Source organism: Aeromonas sp. 159 (assembly GCF_963862045.1).
GTDB lineage: Bacteria > Pseudomonadota > Gammaproteobacteria > Enterobacterales > Aeromonadaceae > Aeromonas > Aeromonas veronii.
The window spans coordinates 101,277-119,400 of sequence record NZ_CAWLMI010000082.1; the positions used below are offsets into that span (position 1 = coordinate 101,277).

General features: G+C 59.1%; 15 protein-coding genes. 8 read left to right on the forward strand and 7 right to left on the reverse strand.

Annotated elements, in window-relative coordinates:
• Nucleotides 1-16 precede the first annotated feature (16 nt).
• Nucleotides 17-373, reverse strand: a complete 357-nt coding sequence (locus tag AACR14_RS14310; RefSeq protein WP_005337656.1) for a DMT family protein — start codon at nucleotides 371-373, stop codon at nucleotides 17-19.
• Nucleotides 374-485: 112 nt separating this feature from the next.
• Between AACR14_RS14310 and AACR14_RS14315 the strand changes: the two genes are divergently transcribed.
• From AACR14_RS14315 to AACR14_RS14325, 3 genes are all read left to right on the forward strand, one after another.
• Nucleotides 486-1,217, forward strand: a complete 732-nt coding sequence (locus AACR14_RS14315) for a substrate-binding periplasmic protein (protein WP_019446655.1) — start codon at nucleotides 486-488, stop codon at nucleotides 1,215-1,217.
• Nucleotides 1,218-1,314: 97 nt separating this feature from the next.
• A complete protein-coding gene (gene btuC / locus AACR14_RS14320; protein ID WP_019446656.1) occupies nucleotides 1,315-2,322 on the forward strand; it encodes a vitamin B12 ABC transporter permease BtuC in 1,008 nt (335 codons plus the stop codon).
• A gap of 65 nt (nucleotides 2,323-2,387) precedes the next feature.
• Nucleotides 2,388-3,185 (forward strand): ATP-binding cassette domain-containing protein, encoded by a 798-nt coding sequence (locus tag AACR14_RS14325; RefSeq protein WP_019446657.1) that lies wholly within the window; start codon nucleotides 2,388-2,390, stop codon nucleotides 3,183-3,185.
• Between the two features lie 116 nt (nucleotides 3,186-3,301).
• Here the strand turns inward: AACR14_RS14325 and AACR14_RS14330 are convergent, their stop codons facing one another.
• On the reverse strand, nucleotides 3,302-4,363 hold the full coding sequence (locus AACR14_RS14330; protein WP_019446658.1) for a 3-deoxy-7-phosphoheptulonate synthase: 1,062 nt from the start codon (nucleotides 4,361-4,363) through the stop codon (nucleotides 3,302-3,304).
• Nucleotides 4,364-4,507: 144 nt separating this feature from the next.
• On the opposite strand from AACR14_RS14330, the gene AACR14_RS14335 reads away from it, so the two are divergent.
• Nucleotides 4,508-4,888: a diacylglycerol kinase gene (locus AACR14_RS14335; RefSeq protein WP_005337641.1), complete on the forward strand. Its 381-nt coding sequence runs from the start codon at nucleotides 4,508-4,510 to the stop codon at nucleotides 4,886-4,888.
• Nucleotides 4,889-4,969: 81 nt separating this feature from the next.
• Here the strand turns inward: AACR14_RS14335 and serA are convergent, their stop codons facing one another.
• The 5 genes from serA to AACR14_RS14360 all read right to left on the reverse strand — a co-directional run bounded on the left by serA (nucleotide 4,970) and on the right by AACR14_RS14360 (nucleotide 10,904).
• The gene (serA, locus tag AACR14_RS14340; RefSeq protein WP_005337639.1) at nucleotides 4,970-6,202 is read right to left on the reverse strand and encodes a phosphoglycerate dehydrogenase; all 1,233 of its coding nucleotides are present in this window, start codon (nucleotides 6,200-6,202) and stop codon (nucleotides 4,970-4,972) included.
• 324 nt (nucleotides 6,203-6,526) lie between these two features.
• Nucleotides 6,527-7,180 (reverse strand): ribose-5-phosphate isomerase RpiA, encoded by a 654-nt coding sequence (rpiA, locus tag AACR14_RS14345; RefSeq protein WP_005353106.1) that lies wholly within the window; start codon nucleotides 7,178-7,180, stop codon nucleotides 6,527-6,529.
• Between the two features lie 161 nt (nucleotides 7,181-7,341).
• The gene (locus AACR14_RS14350) at nucleotides 7,342-7,938 is read right to left on the reverse strand and encodes a 5-formyltetrahydrofolate cyclo-ligase (protein ID WP_005337635.1); all 597 of its coding nucleotides are present in this window, start codon (nucleotides 7,936-7,938) and stop codon (nucleotides 7,342-7,344) included.
• Between the two features lie 212 nt (nucleotides 7,939-8,150).
• Nucleotides 8,151-9,485: a Na+/H+ antiporter NhaC family protein gene (locus AACR14_RS14355; protein WP_019446659.1), complete on the reverse strand. Its 1,335-nt coding sequence runs from the start codon at nucleotides 9,483-9,485 to the stop codon at nucleotides 8,151-8,153.
• Between the two features lie 438 nt (nucleotides 9,486-9,923).
• Entirely contained in the window at nucleotides 9,924-10,904 is a 981-nt protein-coding gene (locus tag AACR14_RS14360; protein WP_026035103.1) for an alpha/beta hydrolase, read from the reverse strand.
• Nucleotides 10,905-11,177: 273 nt separating this feature from the next.
• On the opposite strand from AACR14_RS14360, the gene dapB reads away from it, so the two are divergent.
• The 4 genes from dapB to AACR14_RS14380 form a co-directional block, all read left to right on the forward strand.
• A complete protein-coding gene (gene dapB, locus AACR14_RS14365; RefSeq protein ID WP_005347132.1) occupies nucleotides 11,178-11,990 on the forward strand; it encodes a 4-hydroxy-tetrahydrodipicolinate reductase in 813 nt (270 codons plus the stop codon).
• A 669-nt stretch (nucleotides 11,991-12,659) separates the two neighbouring features.
• Nucleotides 12,660-13,796, forward strand: a complete 1,137-nt coding sequence (carA, locus tag AACR14_RS14370; protein ID WP_026035104.1) for a glutamine-hydrolyzing carbamoyl-phosphate synthase small subunit — start codon at nucleotides 12,660-12,662, stop codon at nucleotides 13,794-13,796.
• 20 nt (nucleotides 13,797-13,816) lie between these two features.
• A complete protein-coding gene (carB, locus tag AACR14_RS14375; protein WP_019446662.1) occupies nucleotides 13,817-17,041 on the forward strand; it encodes a carbamoyl-phosphate synthase large subunit in 3,225 nt (1,074 codons plus the stop codon).
• 301 nt (nucleotides 17,042-17,342) lie between these two features.
• Nucleotides 17,343-18,124: DUF1615 family protein (locus tag AACR14_RS14380; protein WP_019446663.1), on the forward strand; the 782-nt coding region annotated here is incomplete at its 3' end.

An 18,124-nucleotide genomic window follows, 5' to 3' on the forward strand; every position in this document is an offset into this window, starting at 1 on the left:
TATTGAGTGTACAGCCTCAGGCGCCGGTCAGTTTCTCGCGAAAGACAAAAAAGACCGCACCGAGAATGCAGAGCCCTGCCCAGAGATAGTCCCATTTCAGATCTTCCTTGAGATAGAAGATAGAGAAGGGGACGAATACGGTGAGTGTGATCACTTCTTGCAGGATTTTAAGTTGGCCCACGCTCATCACCGTATGGCCGATGCGGTTGGCGGGCACTTGCAGCAGGTATTCGAACAGGGCGATACCCCAGCTCACCAGGGCGGCAATGATCCAGGGTTTATGGTTCATGCTCTTGAGGTGAGCGTACCAGGCGAAGGTCATAAAGACGTTGCTGCAGAGCAGCAGACCGATACTGGTGAAAATCGGGTTCATAGGGTTCTCCTTGAAAATCCGGCGCATTTTATCCCTGAACCACGGGTTTTCATACGTGGTGCGGGAGGGTATTTTTAACCAACAGGATAAGCCGTGCGAGGTATGCGACGGGATGGGCAAGTTATGCGGGATTGTGTTGTTACTGTTATTTGCCATGCCGTTGCGTGCGGCCCCGACGCTGACGGTGGCCACCGATCTGTGGCCGCCATTTCGCATCCTGCAAGCGGATGGCCGGTTGCAGGGGCTCGACATGGACATCCTGCGCCGGTTGCAACAGGCGAGCGGCATTGAGTTGCAGGTACGGCGGATGCCGTGGGGCAGGGCGCTCAAGCAGATGCAGACCGGCCAGGTCGATCTGATGATTGGTCTCGCCTATACCGCCGAGCGGGCGCAGTTTATCGACTATCTGCAGCCTGCCTACTACCAGTGCTGGCCCGCGTTTTATGGTCAGCCGGTCAATGTGGCCCGGATCCACCAATACCGCGATCTGCAGGGGGTGAAGGTGGGCTATGTGCTCAACTCCGCCTACTTTGAGCCCTTCAACAGTGACAGCCGCCTCGACAAGCATGGAGTACCTACCGAAGATCAGCTGCTGCGCATGGTGCAGCGTGGTCACCTGCCGCTGATGATCGGTACCGACTGTCAGGTGGACTATGCCCTGAGTCAGGGAAATGCCAGCCGGATAGGCAAGGCGGACTACCGTCCCGCCACGCCGGTGACCCTCTATCTGGGGATGAGCAAGCACTCACCTCACCAGTCGCTGCGCCAGCCCTTGCTGGTGGCGCTGCAAAATCTGGTGGCCAGCGGCGAGATAAGCGTGATGGCCAAGCGTTACCAGCCTTGACCTTGGGTGGCAAGCCACTGTTATCATGCCATTTTCCTGCTTCTCCCCCGGCGCTGCGACAGGGCTGGGGGGAAGCCTTGTTATTCGGGGATCCTCCTTGTACCTCTCGCTTATCGCCCGCCAGCAGCGCTGGCAGCGGCGCTGGCTCTGTGGCCTGACGCTGCTGACCCTGCTGCTGTTTCTCTTCTCCCTCGTCTGGGGCGAGTTTGTGCTGCTGCCCTGGCAGCCCCTTGGCGATCTCGAACAGCGCATCCTGCTGGAGCTGCGCCTGCCGCGCGCCCTGCTGGCCCTATTGGCTGGCGCCGCGCTCGCTTGTGGCGGCGCCGTATTGCAGGTGATGCTGCACAACCCGGTAGCCGAACCCGGGCTGCTTGGCGTTTCAAGCGGAGCAGGACTGGCTGCCATGGTTGCGATGGCGGTGGCCAAGTCCCTCGGCCTCTATCTGCCTGGCTGGGGGCTGTCGCTGGCGGCCTTCGGTGGCGCCCTGCTGGTGACCATGCTGCTCATTCGGCTGGCTCGTCGGGCGCGTCTCGGCCATGCCCGCTTGCTATTGTTTGGCGTCGCCATCGGCATTCTCACCAATGCCGCCATGACCTGGTTGATGTACTTTGCCGATGATGGCTCCTTGCGTGAATTCATGTTCTGGATGATGGGCAGCCTCTCTTACGGCAGCCAGCAGTTTGCCTGGTGGTGGCTGGTGCTGCCGCTCACCCTGGGCTGGCTCTGCTGGCAGGGCAAGGCGCTGCAACAGTTGTTGTTGGGGGAGACCCAGGCCCGCCTGATGGGGATGGATGTCGACAAGTTGCGGGTGCGGCTGGTGCTGGCGGTCTGTCTGCTGACCGGTGTGGCGGTGTCGTTGTGTGGTGTCATCGGTTTTGTCGGGTTGGTGGTGCCCCATCTGCTGCGGCTCTGCGGTGGCAGCGATCAGCGCTTTCTGCTGCCTGCCTCGGCGCTTGGCGGCGGGGCCCTGCTGCTGGCGGCCGATCTGGTTGCTCGATCCACCCTGAGCGCGGGGGAGTTGCCTATCGGCGTCATCACCGCCTCGGTGGGGGCGCCGCTCTTTATCTACCTGCTATTGAGGCAAACTGCCGATGGTGCTGCATGAATATCTGCATGATTTGGTCGGGGCGCGCAGTCTCCTTATTTACCCGTTGTTGAGGCAAGATGCCGATGTCACCCGCTGATCCCATGCCGGTTTCTTCTCGTGCTGCTGCGCCGCTGCTGGAGGCGCGCGCACTCGCCATTGCCGGACGGCTCTCTCCTCTAGATATCCGCTGGCATGGCGGCCAGTTGGTGGCGCTGCTTGGCCCCAATGGCAGTGGCAAGTCGACCCTGCTCGGGGCGCTGGCGGGGATTTTATCCGCCGATGGCACAGTGCTGCTGGGGGGGGAAGTGCTTACTGACATGAGTTGGCCCGAGCTTGCCAAACGGCGCGCCATGCTGCCCCAGCGTCAGCCCCAGCTGTTTCATATTCCGGTGTTTCAGGTGTTGAGCCTGGGGCTCGATGAGATGGTTGCACCTGCCAGACAGAACGAGGCGATAAATGCATTGTGCGAGGCATTGGAGCTGGAAGCTTTGCTGGCTCGTGACTTCAGCAGGTTGTCGGGGGGCGAGCAGCAGCGGGTGCTGATTGCCCGCACCCTGCTGCAGGTGTGGCCGGGCCTCAATCCGACCGGCAAGGTGCTGCTGCTGGACGAGCCGCTGGCGGGGCTCGACCTGCATCACCAGCTGGCGCTATTGCGGTTGCTGAAAACCCTGGCCGGGCAGGGCTTGCTGGTGGTGCTCGCCATCCACGATATCAATCTGGCCATCGACTGGGCCGACCGCATTCTCTGCCTGCAAGGGGGCGCGGTGGTGCGCGAAGGGGGTGTCGAGCTGGTGGATGAGGCGCTGCTGGCGCAGGTATTCCAGATCCGCACCGACCGCATCGAAGCGGCAGGGCGCGTGTGGTTTATGCCCAGTTTGTGAGTAGGGTGTACAGGAAAGAGGGCGCATGTAGGGCCGATTAGCGAAGCGTCATCGGCTGACAGCAAGAAGAAGAGGCCGGTATCAAAAATACCGGCCTCTTTGGTTTTATTCGCAGTTCAAGCCTGTTTGCTCAGGCGCACCCGCGCGGCTTCGGCCAGCATTGCCAGCAGGGTTTCGGTGTCGCTCCATGACAGACAGGCATCGGTGATGCTCTGGCCAAAGGTGGCGGCGCAGCCGTTCTCCACATCCTGACGCCCTTCCACCAGGAAGCTTTCGGCCATGATGCCGGCGATGCCGGTCCGGCCGCGGCGCAGCTGATCGCAGATATCTTGCGCCACCAGCAGCTGACGGCGGTGATCCTTCATGCTGTTGCCGTGGCTGAAATCGACCACCAGACGCTCCGGCAGGCCCACATCGGCCAACGCTTCACACGCTTCATCGACACTGGCGGTGTCGTAGTTGGGTCGGTGGCCGCCACGCAGGATCACATGACCAAAGGGGTTACCGGCGGTGCGGTAGATGGTCATCTTGCCGTCCTTGTCCGGCGAATAGAAGATGTGGCTGTGACGGGCGGCGCGCACCGCATCGATGGCGATGCGGGTATTGCCGTCGGTGCCGTTCTTGAAGCCAACCGGGCAGGAGAGGGCCGAAGCCATCTCGCGGTGTACCTGGGATTCGGTGGTACGTGCGCCGATGGCGCCCCAGGTGATGAGGTCGGCAATATACTGGCCGGTCACCATATCGAGGAATTCGGTGGCGGTGGGCATGCCGATCTCGTTGATGTCGACCAGCAGTTTGCGCGCCAGTTTCAGCCCTTCGTTGACGTCGAAACTGCCATCGAGGCGCGGATCATTGATCAGCCCTTTCCAGCCGACGATGGTGCGCGGCTTCTCGAAGTAGGTGCGCATCACGATGCAGAGACTCTCTTTATACTGCTCGCGCAGGGCGTTGAGGCGCAGGGCATACTCGCGAGCAGCAGCGGGATCATGGATAGAGCAGGGGCCGACAATGACCAGCAGGCGCTGATCGTCTCCGGCCAGAATGGCTTCCACTTCGCGACGGGCATCCAGCAGATTCTGGGCAATGGTATCGGTGATCGGAAACGCGTGTGCAAGCTCGCTCGGAGTGATCAGTGACTCCAGGCGACGGGTGCGCAATTCATCTGTGTGAATGGACATACAACTCAAGTCTCGAGTGGGTGGTGTCAGCCGCAAGGGGCGAAAAAGCAAAGAGATAAAATAAAGCAAAAGTCCACCGATTGAAACCTTGGGGGGCTCTGATAGGATGTGAGGCCAAAATCGATTCCAAATGAGGTAGATAGCGTGGCAAAGCCAGGGGCAACCGGGGTCACCCGCATCATCAACGCAACCGGTTACAGCATGAAGGGGCTCAAGTCAGCCTGGATTAACGAGGCGGCGTTTCGGCAGGAGCTGATGCTGATCCTGTTGCTGATGCCGCTGGCCTTCTGGCTGGGGGATTCCCTCAACCAGATCCTGCTGCTTATTGTCATCAGCTGGCTGGTGGTGATCGTCGAGATCCTCAACTCCGCCATTGAAGCTGTGGTAGACAGGGTTGGCTCCGAGCATCATGAGCTCTCCGGCCGCGCGAAGGATTTGGGCTCCGCCGCCGTCTTTATCGCGCTGGCCCTGAACGCCCTGGTATGGGGGGCGCTGGTGGGCCGCAACCTGTTGGGGTGGTGGTAAGCCACTACGCTGCTTTGAGGTTCTGCTTCATACAAAAGCCCGTCATCACGACGGGCTTTTTGCTGCGCAGATAAGGGTCTATCAGTGGAGGATGCGGGCACGGATGGTGCCGTTGATCTCCTTGAGCTTGGCGAGCGCCTTCTCGCTGTGCTCTGTCTCCACATCGATCACCACGTAACCGATATGGCTGCTGGTCTGCAGGTATTGACCGGCGATGTTGATCCCCTCTTCGGCGAAGATCTGGTTGATCTGGTTCATCACGCCCGGCTGGTTGCGGTGAATGTGCAGCAGGCGGCTGGAGCCCTTGTGGCCCGGCAGCGACACTTCCGGGAAGTTGACGGCGGAGAGGGTGGAGCCGTTGTCGGAGTATTTGACCAGCTTGTTGGCTACTTCCAGCCCGATGTTCTCCTGCGCCTCATGGGTGGTGCCACCGATGTGCGGGGTCAGGATGACGTTCTCCAGCCCACGCAGCGGGCTTTGGAACTCTTCGTCATTGGACTTGGGCTCGACCGGGAAGACGTCGATGGCGGCGCCGGCGATATGGCCGCTCTTGATGACGTCAGCCAAGGCGTCGATATCCACCACGGTACCGCGGGCGGCGTTGATGAAGATGGCGCCCGGTTTCATCATCCGCAGCTGCTCGGCACCGATCATGTTCTTGGTAGAGGCGGTCTCCGGTACGTGCAGGCTGATGACGTCAGACATATTCAGCAGCTCGACCATGCTTGGTACCTGGATGGCGTTGCCCAGCGAGAGCTTGTTCTCGATATCGTAGTAATAAACCTTCATCCCGATGCTTTCGGCGATGATGCCAAGCTGGGTACCGATGTGGCCGTAGCCGATGATGCCGAGCTTCTTGCCGCGCGCTTCCACCGAGCGGTTGGCCAGTTTTTCCCACACGCCGCGATGGCACTTGGCGTTCTTCTCGGGGATGCCGCGCAGCAGCAGCAGGATCTCGCCCAGTACCAGCTCGGCGACCGAGCGGGTGTTGGAGAAGGGGGCGTTGAAGACCGGAATACCGCGGATCTGGGCCGCTTCCAGCTCGACCTGGTTGGTACCGATGCAGAAGCAGCCGATGGCGACCAGCTTGTTGGCGGCGTCGAGGACTTTCTCGGTGATCTGGGTGCGGGAGCGCAGCCCGATGAAATGGACGTCGCGGATCTGCTCGATCAGCTCCTCTTCGGAGAGCGAGGTCTTGAGATACTCCACACTGGTGTAACCTGCGGCACGAAAGGTCTCTACGGTGTTGGGGTGAACCCCCTCCAGCAGCAGAACCTTGATTTTATCCTTGTCCAACGAAAACTTGGCAGTCATGACGATCCCTCTGTATGTGCAAACGTAAGTGCAGATTTGGTGTGCGAAGAAAACCGTAAAGTAGCAAAAACGTTTGGGAGAGGGAATATTTGTGACGAAAGTCAAATTCTTTGAAGTTATCAACGAATGTTGTAAACATCCGTATGCAACTTGTTGAGGGATAAATAAAAACGGCGCCATCAGGCGCCGTCATTTATTCACAGTGCAATGTTTGGGTCATATTCCATCCCGGGGCTCAATCAACGCCGCTGTTGCGTCAGGGCTGGCAGAGTGGCGCTGGCGGACGAGGGAGGATGCCGCTGCACTGTGCTACCGGTGTCGGGATTACTGGGTAATCACGCCGTCCGGCGTACCGATCAGGACAACATCGGCGCCGCGGGCGGCGAACAGGCCGTTGGTGACCACGCCAACAATGGCGTTCAGTCGCACTTCCAGCGCCTTGGCGTCGGTAATGGCCATGCCTTTTACATCCAGAATGTGGTTGCCGTTGTCGGTGACCACCCCTTCACGCCACACCGGGTTGCCACCCAGTTTGCGGATTTCACGGGCCACGTATTCGCGGGCCATCGGGATCACTTCGACCGGCAGCGGGAACTGGCCCAGCACGTCGACGGTTTTGGTGTTGTCGATGATGCAGATGAACTTGTCTGCGACGGCGGCAACGATCTTCTCGCGGGTCAGGGCTGCGCCACCGCCCTTGATCATGTCGCGGGTTGCGTTGATCTCGTCGGCGCCATCCACATAGACGGAGAGGGCGTCGATCTCGTTGAGATCATATACGGTGATGCCGAAGCCCTTGAGGCGCTCGGTAGAGGCCACGGAGCTGGATACCGCCCCCTTGATCTCGTCCTTCATGGTCGCCAGCGCGTCGATAAAGTGGTTGACGGTAGAGCCGGTGCCCACCCCGACGATGGTGCCGGGAACCACATACTTGAGCGCAGCCCAACCGGCCGCCTTCTTCATTTCATCTTGAGTCATGATCGTTCCTTAAGAAAAAAGCGGGCGCATTATATCCAACCCGGTACCCCGTCGCGACCTTGTTGCTCACGTTCCTGGGCAAAAAGAGGGACTTTGTAAATCGTTTGCCTGTTTATTCTGCGTTTGCGCGCACAAAGCCGGGGCTGCCTGCCAAAAACAGCCTATTCAAAGCGCCAGCAGTGGCTCGGGGTTATGATCTGGGGCAGCGGCACATCCCACTCCTCTTGCGGGACGGCATCTACCTGCTGGCAGTCGTGGGCAATGCCGAGTGGCTTGGGGCCCAGCTTGTGCTCATGCCAGATGGCAAGGGTACGATCGTAGTAGCCGCCCCCCATGCCAAGACGATTGCCCTGGGCATCGAAGGCGACCAGCGGGGTGCAGATAAGATCGAGCGTGCTGTGGGGCACCACCTGCAGGATATCCAGCTCCGGCTCTTCGATGCCGTAGCGGTTGCGCACCATGGGGCTGGTGGCGGTATAGCGCAAAAAGAGCAGGTGACCCGGGGTAAAGGGGTGGAGCACCGGCAGGTAGACCTCTTTGTGCTGGGCCCACAGCCAATGGATGGTGGGCAAGGGGTTGATCTCCCCATCATTGGCCAGATAGAGGGCAATGCGCTTGGCGGCGAGGATCTCGGGGTGTTGCTTGAACTGGGCCAGCAGCTGTTGGGCCGCCGCCTGCTGCTCGGCCGGGCTCAGATTTTTGCGGCGTTGACGAACCAGTTGGCGCAGGGATTGACGTTCGGGTTGGGACTCATGCATGGGGAACCTCTGGTATAGCTGCGCATCGATGGCTTGAACGCGCTCTACCTTAGCACATTCACTCTTGACGTTAAGGGGGGCAGGGGAACTCCCGCCCCGGGCGGCTGATGCCCGGGACGGTGGGATAAATGCTGGCGGATCCGATAGTGAGTCAACAAGTGCCAGGGTGTGGCCCCTGTTGATGGCATGTCGGCGCGCCAGCCTCTGGTCTGTTACTTGTCAGCTTTGCCGCGCATCTGGTGCTTCACAAACACGGCAATGAGTGCTGCTACCGCGAGCGCCATCGGGTAGAAACTCATGCTTACTACCGCCAACGGCGACAGGGCGAAGATGGATCCCAGCAGCAGCGCCTGTGCGCCCCAGGGGATCAGACCCTGTACCACGCAGGAGAAAATATCGAGCATGGAGGCGGCTCGGCGCGGGGTGACACCGTGGTGTTCGGCCAGATCCCGGGCCACCTTGCTGGCGACGATAATAGCCACCGTGTTGTTGGCGGTGCACAGGTTGGTGAGGCTCACCACCCCGGCGATGCCGAGCTCGGCCGCTTTCTCGTTCTGTTCACCATTGTGCTCGCGAGTGAAACGGGCAATCAGGGCGCTGATGCGCTCGCTGATCCAGGCCAGACCACCCTGACGCTCCATCAGGGCGCCGAGACCGCCTATCAGCATGGAGAGCAGGAAGATCTCCTGCATGCCGGTAAAGCCCTGATAGATATCCTTGCTGAACTGACCGATGGCGTAGCCGTTGATCATGCCCACCACACCGGCGGCCAGAATACCGATCCCCAGCACCACAAACACATTCACCCCGGCGAGCGCCAGCCCCAGGATCAGCAGATAAGGCATTACCTTGAACAGCTCGATGGCGCTGCCGCTGGCAGGGGATTCACCCACTGAGCCCAGGGTCAGATAGAGCAGGATCACCGCGATGGCAGCTGGGGCCGCAATCTTGAAGTTTTCGCGGAACTTGTCCTTCATCTCGCACCCCTGGCTGCGGGTTGCTGCTATGGTGGTGTCGGAGATGATGGAGAGGTTATCGCCAAACATGGCGCCGGAGAGAATGGTACCTGCCATCAGCACAGGATCGATACCGGCCGCCTGCGCCACACCGAGGGCCACCGGCGCCACGGCACCTATGGTGCCCATGGAGGTACCCATGGCGGTGGCAATAAAGGCAGAGATGAGGAACAGCCCGGGCAACAGCGCCCAGCCAGGGATGAGAGACAGGCCCAGCGCCACAGTAGCATCAACCCCGCCGGTGGCCTTGGCCACGCTGGCAAAGGCGCCCGCCAGCAGATAGATAAGGCACATCGCCATGATATTGCTGTGGCCAACCCCCTTGAAGAAGGTCTCCAGATTGCTGTTGAAGCTCTCTTTGCCAAGCAGCAGGGCGAGTATCACCGCAGGCAGGGCAGCAACCGGAGCGGGCAGCTGATAGAAGGCGAATTCGACCCCCTGCAGGGTCAGCCAGGTACCGGTACCGATAAAGAGTGCGAGAAAAACCAGAAGTGGCAACAAGGCCCTGGCACTGGGTTGAGTCTGGATCATGTGTTCCTCTGAAATTGAACAATGACCTCCTGTCATAAACTGCTTTGTACCTGTATCGGATAGGGATAGGGGGAAAACAGGGCGGGCATCCTGCCGCATTGGGGGGCCCACAGTAGTGAGTCAACCTCGCTTGGTCAAGATAGACGTCCAGATGGATAGGTGTTTTTGTTTGATGATTCTGGTGTTATTGAGATATCCAAAGAATATTCGGAAAAAGAAGTTAGTGCTGTTTATTGTTCACTGCTGTTCTGACGCAGTCCGCGAGTATCTGGGGGTATCGCGTGCCTTTAATAAGGAAAGAGGTAAACGATAAGATCTCTGCATGCCATCTTGGGGATTTCTCCCGCTGCCAAACGTCAGCCGCACCTCTCTCTATCTCTACGTGAGCATGGTACGGATATTTCCAGAACGCGTGGACACAAGACCTGGGCTGTGTGGTTATTGTGTCAGTTTCTCCACCGCCTGAACGGCTGTCGCGAGAGCATCCTGTTCCAGCGTCAGCGGAATGTGGCCAATACCAGGCAGCAAGGTGACAGACCAGGAGATGCCGAGACGTCTTAACTCAGGTTCAAGTTGATCTGTTTGGAAGGCTTCGTCATTTGCACCCGCGATCACGGCGCAGGGGCGTTGCACATTGCGTAAATTCTGCTGATAGTCGCGCTCTGGCTGAAAGTTAGAGGCAAGGTTGAAGGAGTAAGAGGGGGTCAGCAGGGATTTCGCCTCATCATTAAGGGCAAAGTTCAGCACGGTCAGATGGTTGAGTGCGGAAATATGGAAACCATTGAGGATGCTCAGGGCGATGAGGCGAGGCAAGCCGACACGCACCCAGCCACCGCTGTTGGGCCGGTAGTTGGCGGCGGTGGGGCCAAGATAGGGGGAGAGCAGCAGATAGCTCTCGAACAGGGTTTGTCGCGTGCTGCCAGCAACGCGCAGCACAAAGCCCCCCCCTGACGAGAAGCCGACGAGTGTTGCAGGCTTGTCGGGGGCTACCGACTTGATGAAATCTTCCAGATCGTCTTCAAGCTGACCGATGTAGGCAATGGTGCCTTTGTTGCCCGATGCGCCATGGCCGCGAATATCGAGGGTGTAGGCGTCGTATCCCGCTTGCGAAAAGGCGCTCGCCATCTTGTGCATGCTCTGACTGCTGGCAGAAGAGCCGTGAACCAGTACCACGCTGCCCTTGACCTTGTTGTTCTTCGTACTGCCCTCTGCGCCATAATGCCGATAGGCCAGCTGCGTGCCGTCACGCGCTGGGTATCTTGAGAGAGGTGGCATGTTGCTCCAGCCACTCCCCTTGAAAGGGTCGTTGATGCTGGCCATCGCCGGTGCCGGACTCGGCCCGCCAAACAGCAGAGCCGCGGCCAGCATGACCAGGGTCAGTGATATCAACCCCACAGCAAACAGCAATCCTGCGCTCATCCTTGCACCTCATTTGATATCGACACGGGCGTTGCCCTGATTTTGCTTATGCTGGCATTTCACTCGTTCGAACCTATCAGATGGCACCCGGTCTGCCAAATGATGGAGTGAGACGATGAAAGACGGCCTGTGACCAAAAGGAAGTTCATGGCCAGCCAGCGGGCGCTGCCGTTGGCGAGTGCAGCAAGGAGTGGTGGCATCATGGCTTTTCAAACCCGGCGCGGGCTGGTAAAACGGTCTCTTTCCATAATTAAAAGAGATGAGAGGGTGGAGATGGACAATCCGATCCGTGTGGCCGTGATGGGCTGTAATGGTCGTATGGGCAAGGTGCTGCTGGAGGCCATCACCAACACAGATGGCGTAGTGGTCGGTGCCGCGCTGGAGCGGCCGGGTTCGGCGGTGATCGGCCTTGATGCCGGTGAGCTCAATGGGCTGGGCCATCTGGGCGTGGCCATCAGCGATAGTCTGGACAAGGTGCGCGATGAGTTTGATCTCATCATCGACTTCACCCGCCCCGAGGTGACCCTTGCCAATCTGGCCTTTGCGCTGGCCCACCACAAGCAGATGGTGATCGGCACCACCGGTTTTGACGATGCAGGCAAGGCCGCCCTGAAAGAGGCGGGCAAGCAGATCGGTATCGTGTTCGCCTCCAACTACTCGGTCGGGGTCAACCTGGTGTTCAAGCTGCTGGAGCAGGCCGCCAAGGTGATGGGGGATTACACCGACATCGAGATCATCGAGGGCCACCATCGCCACAAGGTAGATGCGCCATCCGGTACTGCGCTATCCATGGGGGAAGTGGTCGCCAAAACGCTGGGTCGGGATCTCAAGGAGTGCGCCGTCTATGGTCGCGAGGGGATCACTGGCGAGCGGGATCGCAACACTATCGGCTTTGCCACCATTCGCGCCGGCGATCTGGTGGGGGAGCATACCGTCATGTTTGCCGATATAGGCGAGCGGGTGGAGATCAGCCACAAGGCCTCCAGTCGCCTGACCTTCGCCAACGGTGCTGTGCGAGCGGGCAAGTGGCTTGGTCAGCAGGGTGCCGGTCTTTATGACATGCAGGATGTGCTCAATCTCAAGTGATGCCTCTGTGCGGCACTTTCGTATTACTGCTACCCAGTGAAAAACCCCGGCTTGCCGGGGTTTTTGCTGTCAGTTAGTCAGAGTTTGTATAAAAAGACACACTGCCTTCAATTTTTATCTGAATGCCTTATAAATCACACTATTTCTTTATCCGCCAGATTTTCCCTTCCTGAATGTCATCACCAGGTAACAGATTTGAGCATCTTTATGGCGGATGAATCCATTTTTTTACATGGAGTGGAAAAGACTAAAAATTCAAACATGGAAAAACGTTTTCCATTTTTCATGTTCACTCTTGTCATCATAAAAGCGTTAAATTTGTCATTAGTTTTTTGTTTGTAAAAATAAAAATCATTGTTTTAATTGGTTTTTTTGTTTATTTTTGTCGCTATTGCTGGCTTGGTATCATCTTTTGGTGGTGGTTTTTCCTTTTCTTTCATGGGAGGGGGTTGCAAAGCGATTTAGTGCATAGATAATGGGTAATGTTGCTTTTTTATTGAATTTAGATGCATTTCATCTGAGAAAAGACGTTGAAATGCCACTTTTTTTAAGTAGAATGCGCCCAATTTGCCAGAAATCTGCCGGGTTCGAGTCCTGTCCAAGACCGGAACCGAGCCCGCAACACCCAGGTAAATTGCTGAATTTAAAGCTAAATAACTGGAGGTTGTCTTGAATCACACTGCATTGCTAGTGCTGGAAGATGGAACTGTGTTCAAAGGCGTGTCGATAGGCGCCGAGGGATGTTCCGTTGGTGAAGTGGTTTTCAATACGTCGATGACGGGCTATCAGGAAATCCTCACCGATCCCTCTTATTCCCGTCAGATCGTCACCCTCACTTACCCCCATATAGGCAACACCGGCACCAACAGCGAAGATGAAGAGTCCAGTCAGATCCATGCTCAGGGATTGATCATCCGGGACCTTCCGATACTTGCCTCCAATTTCCGCAATCAGCAATCCCTCTCCGAATACCTCAAGTCTCACAACATCGTTGGCATCGCCGACATCGACACCCGTAAACTGACCCGCATCCTGCGCGAGAAAGGCGCTCAGGCTGGCTGCATTCTGGCCGGGAAACAGGTCGATGAAGCCTATGCTCTCGAGCAGGCCCGCGCCTTCCCCGGTCTGAAGGGGATGGATCTGGCCAAAGAGGTGACGGTTGGTGAGGCGTACAACTGGACGACCGGGAGCTGGCAGCTTGGCAAGGGGCATGTCACCCCGGATGCCGACCAGCTGAAATACCACGTAGTGGCCTATGACTTTGGCGTCAAGCGCAACATCCTGCGGATGCTGGTTGACCGTGGCTGCCGCCTGACCGTGGTGCCTGCCAAGACCCCGGCCGCCGAGGTACTGGCGATGAACCCGGATGGCATCTTCCTCTCCAATGGCCCCGGCGACCCCGAGCCGTGCAACTACGCCATCGAGGCCATCAAGGCTTTCCTTAATACCAACACGCCGGTGTTCGGCATCTGTCTGGGTCACCAGCTGCTGGGTCTGGCCTCCGGTGCCAAGACCGTCAAGATGAAGTTTGGCCACCACGGCGCCAACCATCCGGTGAAGAGCCTCGATGACAACACCGTCATGATCACCGCTCAGAACCACGGCTTTGCGGTAGACGAGAACAGCCTGCCGGATTGCCTGCGCGCCACCCACGTCTCCCTGTTCGATGGTTCCCTGCAAGGTATCCATCGCACCGACCGTCCGGCCTTCAGCTTCCAGGGGCACCCCGAAGCGAGCCCGGGCCCGCACGACTGTGCCGGTCTTTTTGACCACTTTATTGAATTGATTAAGCAGTATCGCGCCTAAGAAATAGAGGAAAGAGTTTCATGCCAAAACGTAATGACCTTCAGAGCATCCTGATCCTCGGCGCCGGCCCCATCGTCATCGGCCAAGCCTGCGAATTTGACTACTCCGGCGCCCAGGCGTGCAAAGCCCTGCGCGAGGAGGGCTACCGCGTTATTCTGGTCAACTCCAACCCGGCCACCATCATGACCGACCCGGAGATGGCTGACGCCACCTACATCGAGCCCATCACCTGGGAAGTGGTGCGCGAAATCATCAAGAAAGAGCGCCCGGACGCCATCCTGCCCACCATGGGTGGCCAGACTGCGCTCAACTGCGCACTGGCGCTGGAGAAGCACGGCGTGCTGGCCGAGTTCGGTGTCGAGATGATCGGTGCTACCGCCGACGCCATCGACAAGGCCGAAGACCGCTCCCGTTTTGACAAGGCGATGCGCAGCATTGGCCTGGAGTGCCCGCGTGCCGGTATCGCCCACAATATGGAAGAGGCGTGGGGCGTGCAGCAGATGGTCGGCTTCCCCTGCATCATCCGTCCCTCCTTTACCATGGGTGGCTCGGGTGGCGGCATCGCCTACAACACCGAAGAGTTCGTCGAGATCTGCGAGCGCGGTCTGGATCTTTCCCCGACCAAAGAACTGCTCATCGACGAGTCGCTGATTGGCTGGAAAGAGTACGAGATGGAAGTGGTGCGGGATCGCAACGACAACTGCATCATCGTCTGCGCCATCGAAAACTTCGACCCCATGGGTATCCACACCGGTGACTCCATCACGGTCGCGCCAGCCCAGACGCTGACCGACAAGGAGTACCAGCTGATGCGCAACGCCTCCATGGCGGTGCTGCGCGAGATCGGTGTCGAAACCGGCGGCTCCAACGTCCAGTTCGGTATCAACCCGAAAGATGGCCGCATGGTCATCATCGAGATGAACCCGCGGGTGTCGCGCTCCTCTGCGCTGGCCTCCAAGGCGACCGGTTTCCCCATCGCCAAGATCGCAGCCAAGCTCGCCATCGGTTACACCCTCGACGAGCTGATGAACGACATCACAGGCGGTCGCACTCCGGCCTCCTTCGAGCCGGCCATCGACTACGTGGTGACCAAGGTGCCGCGCTTCAATTTCGAAAAATTCGCCGGTGCCAACGACCGTCTGACGACCCAGATGAAGTCGGTCGGCGAAGTGATGGCCATCGGCCGCAACTTCCAGGAGTCCCTGCACAAGGCGCTGCGCAGCCTCGAAACCGGCAAAACCGGCTTCGACCCCATGGTTGACCTCAATGCGCCGGACTCCCTGACCCGCATCCGTCACGAGCTGCAGGACGCCGGTAGCGACCGTATCTTCTATATCGCCGATGCGTTCCGCGCCGGTCTCTCCATGGATGGCATCTTCAAGCTGACCAAGATTGACCCCTGGTTCCTGGTGCAGATTGAAGACCTGGTGAAACTGGAAGAAGAGGTGAAAGAGCGCGGCATGGCCGGTCTGGATGCCGACTTCCTGCGCACCCTCAAGCGCAAAGGCTTTGCCGATGCCCGTCTGGCCAAGATCCTCGGTGTGGCCGAAGGGGAAGTGCGCAAACTGCGCGCCCGCCACAACATCTTCCCGGTCTACAAGCGGGTCGATACCTGCGCCGCCGAGTTCGCCACCAACACCGCCTACATGTACTCCAGCTATGACGAGGAGTGCGAAGCGGCCCCGAGCAACCGCGACAAGATCATGATCATCGGCGGCGGCCCGAACCGTATCGGTCAGGGTATCGAGTTCGACTACTGCTGCGTGCACGCGGCGCTGGCCCTGCGTGAAGACGGTTACGAGACCATCATGGTCAACTGCAACCCGGAGACCGTCTCTACCGATTACGACACCTCGGATCGTCTCTACTTCGAACCGGTGACCCTGGAAGATGTGCTGGAAATCGTGCGCATCGAAAAACCCAAGGGCGTGATTGTCCAGTACGGTGGCCAAACCCCGCTGAAACTAGCCCGTGCACTGGAAGCCAACGGCGTGCCGATCATCGGTACCAGCCCGGATGCCATCGACCGCGCCGAAGACCGCGAGCGCTTCCAGTCTGCCGTCGAGCGCCTTGGCCTCAAGCAGCCGGAAAACGGCACCGTCACCGCGCTGGAACAGGCCGTGCTGCTGGCCGAGCGCATTACCTACCCGCTGGTGGTTCGCCCCTCCTACGTGCTGGGTGGCCGCGCCATGGAAATCGTCTATGACGAGCAGGATCTGCGTCGCTACTTCGCCGAGGCGGTGAGCGTCTCCAACGAATCGCCGGTACTGCTGGACCGCTTCCTGGACGATGCGACCGAACTGGACGTGGATGCTATCTGCGACGGTACCGATGTGGTCATCGGCGGCATCATGGAGCACATCGAGCAGGCCGGTATCCACTCCGGTGACTCCGGTTGCTCCCTGCCTCCCTATACCTTGTCCAGGAAGATTCAGGACGAGATCCGCGAGCAGGTGCGCAAGCTGGCACTGGAGCTCGGCGTTATTGGCCTGATGAACGTGCAGTTCGCGGTCAAGGGCGATGACATCTACCTCATCGAGGTCAACCCGCGTGCCGCCCGTACCGTGCCGTTTGTCTCCAAGGCGACCGGTGCCCCGCTGGCCAAGATTGCCGCCCGCGTGATGGCCGGTCAGTCGCTGCAAGAACAGGGCTTTACCAAAGAGATCATCCCGCCCTACTACTCGGTGAAAGAGGTGGTACTGCCGTTCGCCAAGTTCCCGGGAGTTGACCCGCTGCTGGGGCCAGAGATGCGCTCTACCGGTGAGGTTATGGGGGTGGGCAGCAGCTTTGCCGAGGCCTATGCCAAGGCGCAGCTGGGTGCCAACCACGCCGTACCGAAAGAGGGTCGTGCCCTCTTGTCAGTGCGTCACAGCGACAAGGCGCAGGTGGTTGACTTGGCTGCCAAGCTGCTGGAGCTGGGCTACGAGCTGGATGCCACTCACGGCACCGCCGTCGCGCTGGGTGAGGCGAGCATCAACCCGCGCCTGGTCAACAAGGTGCACGAAGGTCGCCCGCACATTCTCGACCGCATCAAGAATGGCGAGTACACCTACATCGTCAACACCGCCGAAGGGCGGGTGGCGATCCAGGACTCCAAGCAGCTGCGTCGCGCCGCCTTGCAGAACAAGGTGGCGTATACCACCACCATGAACGAGGCGTTTGCCACCTGCATGGCCATCAGCGTGGATGCCACCGCCAATGTCAACTCGGTGCAGGAGCTGCACCAGAAGGTGAAAAACCGCTAAGAGTTTGCAGCGGGCATCAGCCCGACTTGCCAGACGACCAACCCCCGCCAGCGATGGCGGGGGTTTCTTTTTATCTGTCGCTCACCGTACGGTTCTGGCCGGGTGAGCCATTGAGGAAGGTCATGAGTTCCGCATCGCAGACAACGGATGGCGCGTGGGGTGGCAAAAGCTGGCAAGGGGAGGGGATACTGCGAGCGCGGGTTTCAACTGCGGCAGGCAATCCTCTACAATGGCCCCACTTTGCTTGTCAGTACAGTGCCAGCGGCGCTGCCTGTCGGGCCTACAAAAAATGGACATGCTTATGACCGCTTTGCCTTCCTGTCGTCTTCTTGCCTTCTGCTCTGCCTTGTTGCTGGCCGGTTGTGCCAGTGATCCCGCCTCCGCGCCTGCCAAAGAGGCGAGCGTGAGCAACCCCAAAACGCCGCCTGCCATGCAGCCGCGCAAACCGGCGGATATGAAGAGCCGCATCGTGCGCTTCTTGCCCCGTCAGGTGCCGGACAAACAGGGGTGGGCCAACGACGTGGTGACGGCGCTCACCACCCAGGGGGTGACGGTCAATGATCACAATGTCTGTAGCGTGCTGGCGGTGGCGGAGCAGGAAGCCACTTATCAGGCCGACCCCGTGGTGCCGGGCCTTGGCAAGATCGCCTGGAAAGAGATCAACTCACGGGCAGCCAAGCTGCTGATCCCCGAATTTATGGTGCGGGCCGCGCTCTCCATCAACTCGCCCACAGGCAAGAGCTACGCCGAGCGGATCGACAAGTTGCGTACCGAGCGGGAGATGAGTGAAATCTTCGAAGATATGATCAGCATGCTGCCGATGGGCAAGACGCTGTTTGGCAACCTCAACCCGGTGCATACTGGTGGCCCGATGCAGGTGAGCATCGCCTTTGCCGAGGCCAACGCCCGTGGCTACCCCTATCCAATCAAGGATTCCATCCGCCACGAAGTCTTTACCCGTCGCGGCGGCATCTGGTTTGGCACCAAACATATCTTCGGTTATCCCGTCGACTACCCGGATACCCTCTACCGCTTTGCCGATTTCAACGCCGGCTGGTACGCCAGTCGCAATGCCGCTTTTCA